The 14,144-nt window shown below is 64.0% G+C and carries 13 protein-coding genes; 8 read left to right on the top strand and 5 right to left on the bottom strand.

Annotated features, from left to right (window positions below):
- The first annotated feature begins 370 nt into the window (after positions 1-370).
- Complete coding sequence (locus tag C7I55_RS05295; RefSeq protein ID WP_106511870.1) at positions 371-2,668, top strand: CDC48 family AAA ATPase; 2,298 nt, start codon at positions 371-373, stop codon at positions 2,666-2,668.
- On the opposite strand, the gene C7I55_RS05300 is transcribed toward C7I55_RS05295, so the two are convergent.
- Positions 2,643-3,911, bottom strand: coding sequence for an MFS transporter (locus tag C7I55_RS05300; protein WP_106512428.1), 1,269 nt, complete (start codon positions 3,909-3,911; stop codon positions 2,643-2,645). The genes C7I55_RS05295 and C7I55_RS05300 overlap by 26 nt on opposite strands.
- Positions 3,912-4,044: 133 nt before the next feature.
- Between C7I55_RS05300 and C7I55_RS05305 the strand changes: the two genes are divergently transcribed.
- Positions 4,045-4,668: a class I SAM-dependent methyltransferase gene (locus tag C7I55_RS05305; RefSeq protein ID WP_106511871.1), complete on the top strand. Its 624-nt coding sequence runs from the start codon at positions 4,045-4,047 to the stop codon at positions 4,666-4,668.
- 12 nt (positions 4,669-4,680) lie between these two features.
- Here the strand turns inward: C7I55_RS05305 and C7I55_RS05310 are convergent, their stop codons facing one another.
- Positions 4,681-5,838 (bottom strand): phospholipase D-like domain-containing protein, encoded by a 1,158-nt coding sequence (locus tag C7I55_RS05310; RefSeq protein WP_233222062.1) that lies wholly within the window; start codon positions 5,836-5,838, stop codon positions 4,681-4,683.
- Positions 5,839-5,958: 120 nt separating this feature from the next.
- On the opposite strand from C7I55_RS05310, the gene rpoZ reads away from it, so the two are divergent.
- Complete coding sequence (gene rpoZ / locus C7I55_RS05315; protein ID WP_106511872.1) at positions 5,959-6,300, top strand: DNA-directed RNA polymerase subunit omega; 342 nt, start codon at positions 5,959-5,961, stop codon at positions 6,298-6,300.
- Positions 6,301-6,438: 138 nt separating this feature from the next.
- Here rpoZ and C7I55_RS05320 read toward each other — a convergent pair whose 3' ends face one another.
- Entirely contained in the window at positions 6,439-6,921 is a 483-nt protein-coding gene (locus C7I55_RS05320) for a winged helix-turn-helix transcriptional regulator (protein WP_106511873.1), read from the bottom strand.
- Positions 6,922-7,074: 153 nt separating this feature from the next.
- Here C7I55_RS05320 and C7I55_RS05325 point away from each other — a divergent pair, with 153 nt between their 5' ends.
- From C7I55_RS05325 to C7I55_RS05335, 3 genes are read left to right on the top strand one after another with little or no spacing between them, the layout of a single operon-like run.
- A complete protein-coding gene (locus C7I55_RS05325; protein ID WP_106512430.1) occupies positions 7,075-9,162 on the top strand; it encodes a RelA/SpoT family protein in 2,088 nt (695 codons plus the stop codon).
- An 11-nt stretch (positions 9,163-9,173) separates the two neighbouring features.
- Positions 9,174-9,647, top strand: a complete 474-nt coding sequence (locus C7I55_RS05330) for a DUF411 domain-containing protein (protein ID WP_233222063.1) — start codon at positions 9,174-9,176, stop codon at positions 9,645-9,647.
- A 4-nt stretch (positions 9,648-9,651) separates the two neighbouring features.
- The gene (locus tag C7I55_RS05335) at positions 9,652-10,452 is read left to right on the top strand and encodes a tryptophan 2,3-dioxygenase (RefSeq protein ID WP_199192736.1); all 801 of its coding nucleotides are present in this window, start codon (positions 9,652-9,654) and stop codon (positions 10,450-10,452) included.
- A gap of 66 nt (positions 10,453-10,518) precedes the next feature.
- On the opposite strand, the gene C7I55_RS05340 is transcribed toward C7I55_RS05335, so the two are convergent.
- Both C7I55_RS05340 and C7I55_RS05345 read right to left on the bottom strand, forming a co-directional pair.
- The gene (locus C7I55_RS05340; protein ID WP_158266293.1) at positions 10,519-11,457 is read right to left on the bottom strand and encodes a M48 family metallopeptidase; all 939 of its coding nucleotides are present in this window, start codon (positions 11,455-11,457) and stop codon (positions 10,519-10,521) included.
- A 197-nt stretch (positions 11,458-11,654) separates the two neighbouring features.
- Positions 11,655-11,885 (bottom strand): hypothetical protein, encoded by a 231-nt coding sequence (locus C7I55_RS05345; protein ID WP_129384703.1) that lies wholly within the window; start codon positions 11,883-11,885, stop codon positions 11,655-11,657.
- Between the two features lie 311 nt (positions 11,886-12,196).
- On the opposite strand from C7I55_RS05345, the gene C7I55_RS05350 reads away from it, so the two are divergent.
- Complete coding sequence (locus C7I55_RS05350) at positions 12,197-12,775, top strand: hypothetical protein (RefSeq protein WP_106511876.1); 579 nt, start codon at positions 12,197-12,199, stop codon at positions 12,773-12,775.
- An 86-nt stretch (positions 12,776-12,861) separates the two neighbouring features.
- On the top strand, positions 12,862-14,136 hold the full coding sequence (locus C7I55_RS05355; protein ID WP_106511877.1) for a nucleotide sugar dehydrogenase: 1,275 nt from the start codon (positions 12,862-12,864) through the stop codon (positions 14,134-14,136).
- Positions 14,137-14,144 lie beyond the last annotated feature (8 nt).

Below are 14,144 nucleotides of genomic sequence, written 5' to 3' on the forward strand. Positions count from 1 at the left end.
CGTTCGATCTCCCTATCCGTGCACCCTGCTTGTGCACTGCAGCGCCACCGTTCGCCGCTACGGTAACCGGTAGCAGTCTCGAACAGCACGAGTGCAATGCATGCACTTGTAGCAGCCTTCTTCGCACTTGCACAATAACGCAGTTTCACGGAAAAGGACCTCGCCTTTCAGGCATCCTCTCCTAACAAACTTCAGGGCCGCTCCTCCCGGAGCGGCCCTTTTTTTGTCCTTCGGAGACCTGCAACGGGCGCGCACGTCCTCGGGGGCGATGTGCCGCCCACCCTTTTTTCGGCCCGGCGGAGCCTCTGACTGGCGCCGCCGTTCAGGCTTCCTATCTGTCGTGCCGTAACGATCAAGGAGACCCAAGCCGATGGCCGATGAGGAAAAGCAGCCGACGCGGCTTCAGGTCGCAACGATGCGGCCGGAAGACAGTGGCCGCGGCCTTGCCCGGCTGCCGAGGCGGCTGATGACGGCACTTGGCCTCGCGGAGGGAGACGTCATCGAAGTGACCGGCAAGCGCGCGACACCTGCGCGCGCGGTTGGTCCCTACCCGGAAGATGAGGGTCTCGACATCATTCGCCTCGACGGTCTGCAGCGCGCCAATGCCGAGATCGGCTCCGGCGATTTCGTGCAGTTGCGAAAGACCGAATCGAAGCCCGCGCAGCGCGTCGTCTTCGCGCCCGCGCAGAAGAATCTGCGGCTGCACGGCTCGGCCCAAGCGCTGAAGCGCAGCTTCGGCTTGAAGCCTCTCACCGCCGGCGATGTTGTTGCCACCACCGGCCAACAGCAGGTCCAGCGCGGCGACATCCCGCCCGAGCTTCGCCAGATGCTCTACGCCCCGGCCTATGCGCTTCAGGAGATCCGGCTGACGGTGGTCTCGACGGTGCCGAAAGGCATTGTCCATATCGACGCGAACACCGAGGTCGAGCTCCTTCCGGAATTCACCGAGGCCAGCGACAATCGGCGTGCCGACGTCACCTATGACGATCTCGGCGGCATGGGCGGTACCGTCGATCAGATCCGCGAGATGGTCGAACTGCCGCTTCGCTATCCCGAGATATTCGAGCGGCTCGGTGTCGATCCGCCGAAGGGCGTCCTGCTCTACGGGCCGCCCGGCACCGGCAAGACCCGCCTCGCCCGGGCCGTGGCCAACGAGAGCGATGCGACCTTCTTTCATATCGCCGGCCCGGAAATCATGGGCTCCGCTTATGGGGAGAGCGAGCGCCGGCTGCGCGAGGTGTTCGAGGAAGCGGCCAAGGCCTCGCCGGCGATCATCTTCATCGACGAGATCGATTCGATCGCGCCCAAGCGAGGTCAGGTGCAGGGCGAGACCGAGAAGCGGCTCGTCGCACAGCTTCTCACCCTCCTGGACGGCCTCGAACCCCGGCAGAATCTGGTGGTGATCGCCGCGACCAACCGGCCAGAGGCGATCGACGAAGCGCTACGGAGGCCAGGCCGTTTCGACCGCGAGATCGTCATCGGCGTGCCGGACGAGCGCGGGCGGCGCGAAATCCTCGCCATCCACACCCGTGGCATGCCGCTCGACGGCGGGGTCAACCTGCCCGAGCTGGCGCGCCGTACCTATGGCTTCGTCGGCGCCGATCTCGCCGCGCTGACGCGCGAAGCGGCGATTGAAGCCGTCCGCCGCATCATGCCGAAAATCAATCTGGAGGAAGGCACCATTCCGCACGAGGTGCTCGACACGTTGTCCGTGCAGGGGGCCGATTTCGAGGAAGCGCTGAAACGGGTCCAGCCGTCCGCAATGCGCGAGGTGATGGTGCAGGCGCCGACCATCGGCTGGGACGATATCGGCGGTGTCGATGACGCCCGCGAGCGCCTGCGCGAAGGAGTCGAGCTGCCGCTCAAGAATCCCGAGGCGTTCAAGCGCATGGGCATCCGTCCGGCCAAGGGCTTTCTCCTTTACGGCCCGCCCGGCACCGGCAAGACCCTGCTCGCCAAGGCGACGGCACGCGAGGCGGAAGCGAACTTCATCGCGACCAAATCCTCCGACCTGCTGTCGAAATGGTATGGCGAGAGCGAGCAGCAGATCGCGCGGCTATTCGCCCGCGCTCGCCAGGTCGCACCGACGGTGATCTTCATCGACGAACTCGACAGCCTCGTCCCCGCGCGCGGCGGCGGACTCGGCGAACCGCAGGTCACGGAGCGGGTGGTGAATACCATCCTGGCCGAGATGGACGGGCTGGAGGAACTCGGGTCGGTGGTCGTCATCGGCGCCACCAACCGGCCAAATCTGATCGATCCGGCACTGCTGCGTCCGGGACGGTTCGACGAGCTCGTCTATGTCGCGGTGCCGGATCAGGCCGGCCGCCGGCATATCCTGTCGATCCACACGGCCAAGATGCCGCTGGCGGAGGATGTCGACCTGGACGATCTGTCGCAGCGTACGGAGCGGTTCACCGGCGCCGATCTGGAGGATCTCGTCCGCCGTGCGGGCCTGTTCGCGCTGCGCACGGCGATCGATGCGAGCCAGGTGACGCGAGATGACTTCGAACGTGCGCTCAAGGAAACTCGCGCTTCGGTTACGCCCGAGATGGAAAAGGATTACGAGAAGATCCAGGAGAGCCTGAAGCAGGACGCGATGAGCTCCGGTGCGGGCATCGGCTTCATTGCGCCGGGGATGCTTACGCCGCGGGGTCCGAAGGGCTGAAGGCAATCCAGATTGCGAGTCCGATCATGACCAGGCTGACGACGGCGAACGGCAGCGGGAGCCATGCTCCGTAAAGCGCGACGCCTGCTGCCGGGGCGGCGATGTATGCAAGCCCGTTCACGGATGTGACCATCCCGGCGACGGCATTCTGTTCGGACCTGCGGACGGCAAGCGAGGCTCCGCTGGTGAAGCCCGGCCGAAACAGGCCGAAGCCGAGCGACGCGACGGCGAAACCGAGGCTGATGCCGTAAAGCGTATCGGCCAATCCGGTGGCGAGGGCACCGGTGGCGGCCACGAGCGCACCCCAGGATACCAGATGGCGCGGGCCAAGGCGCAGGCGGGGGATCAGCCCCCATTGGCCAAGCAAAGTCGCCGCAGCGCCGCCCATCAGCACGATTGCAATTGCGTGTTGCGCCTCTTCGATTGTCAGGCGCAGCCGATCGATCACGAGAAAGCCGATCACGCCGAGCAAGGCGGCATGGCCGTGGCCCCCGATGACGCCGATCACGAGCCATCGCCAGAGTCTCGGATCGCGCCATCGCAGCCGTGCGTCCGCTCCGTCATCGTCGATATGGTCCGGCCCTGAGGCGCCCTGCGCAGGGTAGTCGGCGATGCCGCCTCGCCCGGCGTGAAGCGGCGTGTCGTCTGGCAGGCGCGCGATCAATGCTGCAAGCACGACGACACCGATCGCCGCAAAGACGAAGAGAGGACCGGAGAGGCCGAGCGGTCGGAAGATGAACAAGGGTGCGAGCGCGGGGCCGATGATCGTGCCGAGACCGAAGGAGGAGGCGATCGCGGCAAGGTTCCGGGTCCGGGACTCGCCATCGCTGCGGGCGGCGATATAGGCCTGGATTGCAGGCGGCGCGGCCGAGCCGAACATTCCGTAAATGGCCCGGCCGAACAGAAAGATGATGAAGACCAGGCTCGGCCCGATGAGGCCGCCGAGACCAGCTGCGAGCACGGCGCCGCACACCAGCATCGACGCGATGAACCCCGAGAGACCCAGCCGCATCAAGGCGCGCCGTCCGCGCCGATCGGCGCGGCGGGCCCAGACGGGCGCCGTGGCGACCCAGATGACCGCTGATAGGCTGAACGCCACGGCGATCCAGATATCGGCTATCCCGAGATGGCGTCCGATGGCCGGCATGAGCGACTGGAGCGCCGTATTTCCGGCCGCGGCGACCAGCATCACGGCGAAAAGCAGCCCGAATCGCTCTCTGGTAATGCCGCTTGCAATCGTCATCGGGGGGAAGGTCCCGGAAAAGATGCACTTTGTCCCGAAAACGTCAGAAATGTTCGTGGAACGCGCCTCGCCCTTGCCATCGGCGCGTTGATTTGCCAACGCATCGATCATCCAGGATTTCACAGGACGCGGCATGACTCTTTCCGGCGAACAGGTACAGAGGTCGCGCGCATTTGCGCGGCGTGGGACCGGCAACCCGTTCTGGCACTTCCTCCGCGGCTTCATCAAGCATCCGGTGATGGTCGGGTCGATCATCCCCTCGTCGAAGACGCTGATCGATCGCATGCTCGATCCGGTCGATTGGGCGAATTGCAAATTGTTCGTCGAATATGGGCCCGGTGTCGGCACCTTCACCCAGCATGTCCTCGACCGCATGACGCCGGACGCGACCCTGCTGACGATCGACACCAATCCTGATTTTACGGCCTATCTGGACGGCAAGTTCCGAGATTCGCGGCTGCAGGCGGTCACGGGTTCGGCGGCGGACGTCCGTCAGATCATGGCGGAACTCGGTTTCGACCATGCTGATTACATCCTCTCGGGCCTGCCTTTCTCGACGCTGCCGCCTGGCGTCGGCCCGGCCATTGCCGCGGCGACGGCGGATGCGCTCCGTCCCGGCGGCGCTTTCCTCGTCTATCAATTCTCGCCGAAGGTGCTGGATTTCCTCAAGCCGAACTTCGAGAGGATCGATCGTGGCTTCGAATGGGTGAACATCCCGCCGGCGCAGCTCTTCTGGTGCTGGAAAGACGGCGAATAGGCTGAAGCCGGGTCAGCGGCGGAAGTTCAATCGCCGCGCGATCCGGTAATCGGCGATCGCCACCAGGAAATAGGCCGCGGCCCACTTGAGCCGGGTGAACAAGGTTCGCGCGCGCCGGTGGCTTTCGAGCGTGATCTCGCGGCTGTCAGCCACTTCGCCATCCACGAAGCGCCGCATCTCTGCGGCAAATCCGGCATCCTCCACCCGCAGCATCATCTCAAGATTGAGGAACAAGCTGCGCATGTCGAAGTTCGCGGAGCCGATGTGGACGACGTCGTCAACCACGAACAATTTGGTGTGAAGCTTGGTCGGCTGGTACTCGAAGATCTCGACGCCCCGCTTCAGCAGCCACCAATAGGTGTTCCGGGCCGCGCTGATCGTCGCATTGTTGTCGGATTTCGAGGCAGTGACCAGCCGTGTCCGGCCGCGCCGCGCGACACGCGACATTCGGCGGAGCATCCCGACGCTCGGCGCGAAATAGGCGGCCACGACGTCGAGCCGGGTAGCGCTACGCATGTCGCGGCGAACCGCACGCGCCCAGGGAGATAGCCGCCGTGTCGGCCCGCCGAACAGCCAGTCGAGCCTGCCGTTGTCCACGCTATGCTGCTGCAGCATGCGCCGAAGCTCGCGGATTCGTCCGTGCGGCTGCGTCGCCCAGCCGAACAGATCATCGAAATAGCGGATCAGGCACGTTACGCCGTCGCCTTCCACCTGAAGCCCCAGGTCGCGCCAGGCACCGGCCTCAATCGTGCCGAAATAATCATCGGAAATGTTGAAGCCACCGATGATGACCTTTCGGCCATCGGCAAGGGCAAGCTTCTGATGATTGCGAAGCAGATAGCGCCGGCCCCATTTCGGAATGAAGGTGCAGAAGGATGCCGGACTGTCGACCAGCGGCTCGAAAAACTCGCGGTTGGGGGTCGATCCGAAGCCGTCGACGAGGAGCCACACCTTCACCCCTCGGTTGGCGGCGGCGATCAGCGCGTCCCGAACGCGGGTTCCGGATTCGTCGTCGAGAAACATGTAATACAGGAAACGAAGACTCTCTTGCGCATCCTCGATCAACGCGATGAGCGCCGCCAGCCGGGCCGGCCCATCCGCGATCAGGGTCAGGCGATTGCCCTCGACGTCGGTCGCGACGACCTCTCTTCCGGGCATCATTTCGGTCATCGACGGCACATGCTAGCCGCTCGGTCAGAGCGCAAGCCCTTCCGGCAACGTTGACAATCGTCCCCCTCGTGATTAGCTGCTCCTTTCACCCACAGCCTCAGTTTTGAGCGGAGCTGCTTCATGGCGCGCGTTACCGTCGAAGATTGCGTCGACAAGATCCCGAACCGGTTCGATCTCGTTCTGCTGGCGGCGCAACGCGCCCGGCAGATCTCCGGGGGTGCTGATCTCACCCTCGATCGCGATCGCGACAAGAATCCCGTCGTTGCCCTGCGTGAGATCGCGGAAGAGACGGTGCGTCCCAAGCAGCTGACCGAAGCGCTGGTCGGCAATCTGCAGCGCGTCCAGATCGACGACGACGAGGCTCCGGATGAAGTCGGCTCCCTGAGCGCGTCTGCCGAGGCGCTGCGTCTGACCGCCGCGGCTCCGCCCCGCAACAACAATGCGGGCGGAGACTACGAGTAAGCGAAAGGCTCCGGATCCCGCGATCCGGAGCTGTTTTGTCTGACAGCGGGGAACATCGGAATCGTCGAATTGCGGCTCGCATTTTCGTCGATGTCCCGCAAGGTCCCGGGTTTCCCGACGCGCATGCGTTGAAACGGCTCAGGCGGCGTCCTGTGTCCGCACCGCATCCCGTTCCACCCATTCCATATCATCGGCGGTGAGCACACGCCCGTCGACGGCGCGGACGAGCATCGGTGCGATCGGCCGGCGCGTGTCGCGATCGACGAGCACCAGGCTGCTCGGCCCCTCCGCCACCCAGCGTTCCCCCCATTGCCGCAGCGCGATCAGCACGGGCATCAATTCCTGGCCCTTGTCCGTCAATCGATATGCGACGCGGCGGCGATCGGTCGGATCCGGCTCGCGCCTCAGGATGCCATGCTCGACGAGCCGGCCAAGGCGGTTTGACAATATGTTGCGGGCGATTCCGAGCGTCGATTGAAATTCCTCGAAATGCTCGAGACCGTTGAACGCGGCCCTGAGAATCAGGAAGGACCAGCGTTCGCCGACCACCTCCAGCGCTGCGGCGATGCCGCAGCCCGTGAACAATTCCCTTAGTTGCTCCGCGCGGGTCATGGCGTTCATGGGCCTGGTTTTTTTCCTCTCGCCTTATGGTTCCCGCGATTAGTGGCATAATGCAAGCGGCAAGATTCATCGGCGGTAAATGTTTGCCGATTGCGGCCTCTGGAGCACATGATCGGGCTTGCAACCGAACAGCCCCGCACCCAATGTCGCCCTGTGCTGAGGCAATATGAACTCCTTGAGAAGGTAAGGGGCTACGATCCCGACGCCGACGAGGCGATGATAAACCGCGCCTACGTCTTTTCGATGAAAGCCCATGGCAGCCAGACGAGGGCATCGGGCGATCCCTATTTCAGCCATCCGATCGAGGTGGCCGGTATTCTCACCGATCTCCACCTCGACGACGAGACCATCGTCACCGCCATACTCCATGATACGATCGAGGACACGGTCGCGACGCACGAGGAGATCGAGCGGCTGTTCGGACCGAACATCGCGCGCCTGGTCGACGGCGTCACCAAATTGTCGAAGATCGAGGCGCAGAGCGAGAGCCAGCGTGCGGCCGAGAATCTCCGCAAGTTCCTCCTCGCGATGTCCGGCGATATCCGGGTCCTGCTCGTCAAGCTGGCCGATCGCCTGCACAATATGCGCACGCTCCACTTCATCTCGAACCCGGACAAGCGCAAGCGGATCGCGCGGGAGACGATGGACATCTATGCGCCGCTGGCTGAGCGGATCGGCATGTACGAGTTCATGACCGAAATGCAGACGCTCTCGTTCCGCGAGCTCGAGCCCGATGCCTATGCGTCGATCTCCCGGCGGCTGGAGCAATTGCACAAGGGCGAGGGCGATCTGATCGAGCGGATCGCCCGCGGCATCAAGGCGCATCTGGAGGCGAACGGAGTCGAGGCCGAGGTCCAGGGCCGCGAGAAGCATCCATATTCGATCTGGCGCAAGATGGCCGAGCGCCATGTCAGCTTCGAGCAATTGTCGGATGTGATGGCGTTTCGCGCCATCGTCTCTAGCAACGAGGAATGCTATCGCACGCTCGGTCTGGTTCACCGCCGATGGCCGATGGTGCCGGGGCGGTTCAAGGACTTCATATCCACTCCAAAGCGCAACGGCTATCAGTCGCTGCACACCACCGTCATCCATGACGAGCAGATGCGCATCGAGATCCAGATTCGGGACCGCGAGATGCATGCCCGCGCCGAGCACGGCCTTGCCGCCCATTGGGCCTACAAGGAGGGGAAGGCGGCCGCGTCGACTCAGCATCCGTGGATCAGCGACCTGATCGAGATCCTTGAACATGCGCAGAGCGCCGAGGAACTGCTCGAACATACCCGCATGGCTATGTACCAGGACCGGATCTTCGCCTTCACGCCGAAGGGCGAACTGATTCAGTTGCCCAAGGGCGCCACTCCGGTCGATTTCGCTTATGCGGTGCACACCGACCTCGGCGACCAGACCGTGGGCGCCAAGATCAATGGCCGGGTCATGCCCCTCCGCACGCCGCTCGAGAATGGCGATCAGGTCGAGATTCTCGTCTCGAAGGCGCAGCATCCCCAGCCCGGCTGGCTCAGCTTCGTGGTCACCGGCAAGGCGCGGGCCAAGATCCGCCGCTTCGTCAAATCGAAGGAGCGCGAGGAGACGGTCTCGCTTGGTCGCAAGATCTTCGACGAAATCGTCCAGAGGCTGCCGAATGCGCTCGGCTGGGAAGCCATGGCGGAAGCGCTGAAGCGCTTGAACATTCACGACGACGATGCGCTGATGGAGGCGATCGCGCTCAAGCGCATCTCCGATGTCTCGGTGATGGAAGCGCTGATCCCCGGCTCCACCAGCACCGCCGGCGTGAAGCCACCGCCGCAGCGGACCGCGATTTCGATCAAGGGCCTGACCCCGGGAGTCGCCTTCCAGCTCGCGCCGTGCTGCCACCCGATTCCGGGAGACCGGATCGTCGGACTTCGACGGGAGGGGGCGGAGATCGAGGTGCACATGATCGGCTGCGAGCGGCTCGCTGACGGCATCGATGCCGATTGGGTGGACCTTGCTTGGGGCGACGAGTCCGACGGCGGCGCCGCCCGGCTTTGCGTGGTGATCCGCAACGAGCCTGGCTCACTTGCGGTCGTTGCCGGCGTGCTCGGCAGCCATGGCGCCAACATCGTCAGCATGGAGCAGATCAGCCGCGACGGCAGCTTCCATACCTTCCACCTCGACATCGAGGTGCATGACGTTCAGCATCTCATGCGGATCATCGCCGCGCTGCGCGCGACCGACGTCGTTGCCAGCGCCGAGCGCCTTTGATGGAGATTGTGATGCAGATTATCGATCGCCGTATCATGCTCCGAGTGCTCGCCGGCGGCGCGATCGCCCCCGTCTTTGCCGGGCCGGTTTCGGCAGCAGAGGCGGGGCCGTTCGCGATGTGGCGCGATCCCGGCTGCGGCTGCTGTCTTGCATGGGCGGCGCGGATCGAAGCCGCTTTCGGCCGCAAATTGCGGATAACCGATTCGCCGGACATGGCGGCTGTGAAGCACAAATACGGGGTGCCGGACGATCTGCGCTCCTGCCACACGGGGCTGATCGGCTCGATCGTGGTTGAAGGCCATGTTCCGCCGGATGACATCAAGCGCCTGATCGCGGGGCGCATCCCGAACGTGAAGGGCCTCGCCGTGCCCGGCATGCCGGCCGGAAGTCCGGGCATGGATGTCGGTCACACGCAGAAGGATCCTTATGAGGTGATCGCGTTTTCGGCGGCAGGAAAGCGCTCCGTGTTCGCGCGGCACCGCTGACGCAATGGCCGACGACCCGAAACCGATGACCTATGGCGGCTATCTCGCGCTCGACGGGATATTGGGCGCCCAGCACCCTGTCTCCGAGCACCATGATGAAATGCTGTTCGTCATCATCCATCAGACCAAGGAGCTCTGGCTAAAGCAGATCCTTCGCGAGGTGGCGCTCTCGCGGGAGCTCATCCGGTCCGATTCCCTGATCCAGGTTCACAAGAGCCTGTCGCGCGTATCGCGCATTCAGGCGGTGATGACGCTCAGCTGGGACGTACTGGCGACGATGACGCCGTCTGATTATTCCAGTTTCAGGGCGGTGCTCGGCGGAAGCTCCGGTTTTCAATCCTATCAGTTCCGCGAGTTCGAATATCGGCTCGGGCTCAAGGACGGCGGGCATCTCCGCTTCCAGGAGGAGGGCTCGGCACCACACGACGCCTTGGTTGCAGCGCTCGAGGCGCCCAGCCTGTGGGATGAAGCGAACATGGCGCTGGGGCGCGCCGGGTTCGTGCTTCCGCCGGAGGCGCTCGCCCGTGACTGGCGGGGGGCTTATGTCGCCAGCGAAGGTGTCGAAGCGGCATGGGCGGAAGTCTATCGAGACACGGCGCGCTGGTGGCCGCTGTACCAGCTCGCCGAGAAGCTGGTCGACATCGATGATGCCCTCGCCACTTGGCGGCACAAGCATGTCGTTACGGTCGAGCGGATCATCGGCGCCAAGCGTGGTACCGGCGGGACGGCTGGAGTCGCCTATTTGCAGTCGACGATCGGCAAGCGCGCCTTCCCCGAACTTTGGTCGCTGCGCACCCGTATCTGATCGCCGGCGGTGCGGCGGGTTTGAGGACGTCTGGAGCCAAGCCGCCTGAGATCAGCGAGTCCGGAATCAGGGCGTCGGGGCAGCCTGGGCCAGCGCTGCAATTTCCTCACGCGTGATCCGCTCACGCACCGACAGGCTCGGATGGGTCCGGAAGATCTGCGGCAGCGCGTCGTACCGGCCGAGATAGCGGCGCCAGAACGGGATCGCAGCGTTGACGTCATAACCGGCCCGCCACACCAGACGGATTCCGAACCGGTCCGCTTCCTCTTCGGTCTTCCAGACTCGCGAGGCGTTCTTGCCGATCCCGCGGAATATGCCCTTTCGCGGCACGCCCTGATCATCGAGCAGGTCGGGATGCTTCAAGATGTTGTGAGACAGTTCGTGCCCGAGAACGACAGCGACCTCGTCGTCGCTCTTCAGGAAATCGAGCATCGCCGTGGTCATGATCACGGTCGATCCGCTGGCGAAGGCATTCACCTGGGTCGATCGAGCGAGACGAACCTTGCCGTAGCAGCCGGGCTCCGAATCAAGCGTGACCTCGATCGATTGGCCGGCGCGCAGAACCTTGAGGGGCACCGGGCCTTGGCGGAGTGCCGCCTCCAGCCGCGCTTCCTCGGCCTCTACGCGCTTGCGCCACACCGTCCGCTTGGCCTCGGCAGCAATCACCGCGCCGCTGGTGAGCGGTTGGCCACCGATCGTGAGGAGGACGTCGCCCGCCTTCAATCCGGCGCGAGCTGCCGGCGTGTCCGCCAGAACGGTGAGAATGCCGGGACCACGATTGAGTGCATAGCGCTCGATCATCAGCGCCCGGTCGGCAAGACCGTATTCGGCAAGGTGGTGGAACAGCATGCCGGTAAGTGGGTGCGTTTCCGGGCACAGGGCCTTGCCCATCCGCGCCAGACGATAGGCGATCGCGGCCACCCGGGCGTCGCTCTCCCGCAGCGTGGAGGCAACGAGAGGAGCGGGCAGCGGCTGGGCCTGAGCCTGCGGGACCGGCAACGACACCGCCGATGCTGCGACGAGCGCCAAGCAAGCGGCACGGGCCGGGAAGCGAGTCACGAGCGAGAACACAAGGGAAGCGGCATCCCGGAATAGGCGCGATAGAGTGAAGTCATAGCATTCGACCAACGCCGGCGGCGGGCACAAAAAAGGGCCGGATGAACACGTCACCCGGCCCCAATTCGTCTTTATTCGAGCACCCGTTACGGGGTGGTCGGCAGATCGTCGTCGTCATCGCTGGTCGCAGCGAGAACGCCGAGAACAACCGCAACGAGAGCGATGAGCGGGATGATGAAGCCGCCGCGAAGCGCGCTGCCCGAGTCGATCGACTCGCTCGCCGGAGCGATCTCAGCCGCGCTCTGCGCAGCCGCGACGGTCGGCGCCGTCATCAATGCAACCGCAGCGGTCGCTACAACTAGTCCCTTGAAACCCACGTCAGCTTCTCCCTTCGTACTCAAATCTGATCTTCTCGATTTCACCGCTTAACTATCCGAGGAGACTGAGGATGTCCACCCCGAAAAGCCGCGGCCCTTCATCGCGAGTCGGCTCCTAAACAGCCCATGATTTACGAAAGCTGAAAGGCCGGACGGCGTCCAGCAGAAAAGGTTCGCCGCCCTGGCAATGAAGCGGGGTGTGTTGCATGGAAGCGACACTCCATCCAACACCGGAACCCCCGCGCTTGCAGACAATCTGGTTTTCTTTCAGATGCTTGCTCAATCCCCTCTGCAGAGAGCATTGTGTGCGCATGAACAATCCGCTTCGATCGCTGTCGGTCTGGCTGGCAGGGCTGTCGCTACTCCTGATCGCTGCGCCGGCCGCCGCCGCCGTCCAGATCACCTTCTATTCCAAGGAATTGGGAGCGTCGTTCCCGCACGCGTTCGTGATTCTCGAAGGGACCCTTGATCGAACCGGTGAGCGAATCGCGGAGGATTACGGCTTCACCGCTAAGACCGTGTCGCCGGCGATTCTGATGGGCCGGGTGAAAGGCGAGGTGGTGAGCGATCACAAGCCCGATTACGTCCGCGCAAGCGACAAGCACTTCACCCTGACGATCAAGGACGAGGACTATGATCGCGTGATCGCGACAATCGAGCGCTGGCGGACCGCGAAGCAGCCGTCCTATTCGCTCGACAAGGCCAATTGCATTCACTTCGTTGGCGAGATCGCCACCAGCCTTGGCATGGACGGCTCGCCCCGAAAGGGGCTGATGCGGCGTCCGCGCTCTTTCCTTGAGGCGCTCACCGCGGAGAACCGCCCGTGGCTGGTCGCGCACAATGCCGTCTTCCATCGGGTGGGCAAAGCCGCCGCCGCGCCCGGCGCTTGACAGCAGTCACCGCTTTGCCGTTAGCGCGGCGGCGGGGACATTTTTTCTGAATTCCTGATCCTTTCCGTTACTCCAAGCGAGGTTGCATGAGCGCGCCCATTCACGAGCAAATCGTTGTCGTCGGTCTGGGCTATGTCGGCCTTCCGCTCGCCGTGGCGCTGGCGAAAAGCTTCGACGTGACCGGCTTCGATATCGATCGCCGGCGCATCGAGGAGCTCCGCAGCGGCCACGACCGCACCAACGAGATCGACTCCGATATTCTGAAGGCGTCGCGGCTCAAGCTGACCAGCGAGTCGAGCCAGGCGGCGGCTGCGGACGTCTATATCGTGACGGTGCCGACCCCGGTGGACGCCGCCAACCAGCCCGATCTCGGCCCGGTTATCGGGGCAACGCGCGCCGTGGCAAAGCTGATCGATCCGGCGCGGAAGCCGATCATCGTTTACGAGAGCACGGTCTATCCGGGGGTCACGGACGAGATTTGCGGCCCGTTGATCGAGGAGGTCTCCGGCCTGGTTCGCGGTCGGGACTTCTTTCTCGGCTATTCGCCCGAGCGGATCAACCCGGGCGACCGCGAGCACACGGTCGACCGCATCGTCAAGGTCATCGCCGGTGAGAATGACGATGTGACGGAGCGGCTTGCCGCGGTTTACGGCGCGGTGACCAGCGCCGGCGTGTTCCGTGCGAAATCGATCCGCGCCGCCGAGGCTGCGAAGGTGATCGAGAATGCGCAGCGCGACATCAACATCGCGTTCATGAACGAGATCACCCAAATCTTCTCGAAGCTCGATCTGTCGATCTGGGACGTGCTCGAGGCAGCCGGCACGAAATGGAATTTCCTGAAGTTCCAGCCGGGCCTGGTCGGTGGGCACTGCATCGGCGTCGACCCTTATTATCTGAGCTATCGGGCCCAGCAGCTGGGGCAGGAGCCCCATGTCATCCTTTCAGGCCGTTCGACCAACGACGGCATGGGGGCTTGGGTCGCCGACCAGCTTCATGCCCGGCTTGGCCGAGCCGGCAAGGCGCTGATCATGGGGCTTGCCTTCAAGGAGAACGTTCCAGACTTGCGCAACAGCCGCGTGATCGATGTCATTCGCCGTCTCGAAGCATTGGGCCACGAGATCGTGGTTCACGATCCGCTCGCCGACCCTGCCGAGGCCGAGCATGAATATGGCGTCTCGCTCGCCTCCGATGCGTTGGAAGGGCGCTACGATCTGGTGCTCGTCGCGGTGCCGCATGAGAGCTATTCTGCGCTTTCGGACGAGCAATTGGGAGGCCTGCTGAACGAGCGCGGTCTTCTTGCCGACCTCAAGAATCTGTATGCACGGCGCCCGCTCGCAGGCGTCGATCGCTGGAGCCTCTGACGAGAAAG

The sequence above is a fragment of the Allosphingosinicella deserti genome, from assembly GCF_003012735.1.
GTDB classification, from domain to species: domain Bacteria; phylum Pseudomonadota; class Alphaproteobacteria; order Sphingomonadales; family Sphingomonadaceae; genus Allosphingosinicella; species Allosphingosinicella deserti.

Coding starts and splice junctions, on each gene's coding strand:
- C7I55_RS05295 (WP_106511870.1), top strand. CDS start 371: ATGGCCGATGAGGAAAAGCAGCCGACGCGGCTTCAGGTCGCAACGATG.
- C7I55_RS05300 (WP_106512428.1), bottom strand. CDS start 3,911: ATGACGATTGCAAGCGGCATTACCAGAGAGCGATTCGGGCTGCTTTTC.
- C7I55_RS05305 (WP_106511871.1), top strand. CDS start 4,045: ATGACTCTTTCCGGCGAACAGGTACAGAGGTCGCGCGCATTTGCGCGG.
- C7I55_RS05310 (WP_233222062.1), bottom strand. CDS start 5,838: ATGACCGAAATGATGCCCGGAAGAGAGGTCGTCGCGACCGACGTCGAG.
- rpoZ (WP_106511872.1), top strand. CDS start 5,959: ATGGCGCGCGTTACCGTCGAAGATTGCGTCGACAAGATCCCGAACCGG.
- C7I55_RS05320 (WP_106511873.1), bottom strand. CDS start 6,921: ATGAACGCCATGACCCGCGCGGAGCAACTAAGGGAATTGTTCACGGGC.
- C7I55_RS05330 (WP_233222063.1), top strand. CDS start 9,174: ATGCAGATTATCGATCGCCGTATCATGCTCCGAGTGCTCGCCGGCGGC.
- C7I55_RS05335 (WP_199192736.1), top strand. CDS start 9,652: ATGGCCGACGACCCGAAACCGATGACCTATGGCGGCTATCTCGCGCTC.
- C7I55_RS05350 (WP_106511876.1), top strand. CDS start 12,197: ATGAACAATCCGCTTCGATCGCTGTCGGTCTGGCTGGCAGGGCTGTCG.
- C7I55_RS05355 (WP_106511877.1), top strand. CDS start 12,862: ATGAGCGCGCCCATTCACGAGCAAATCGTTGTCGTCGGTCTGGGCTAT.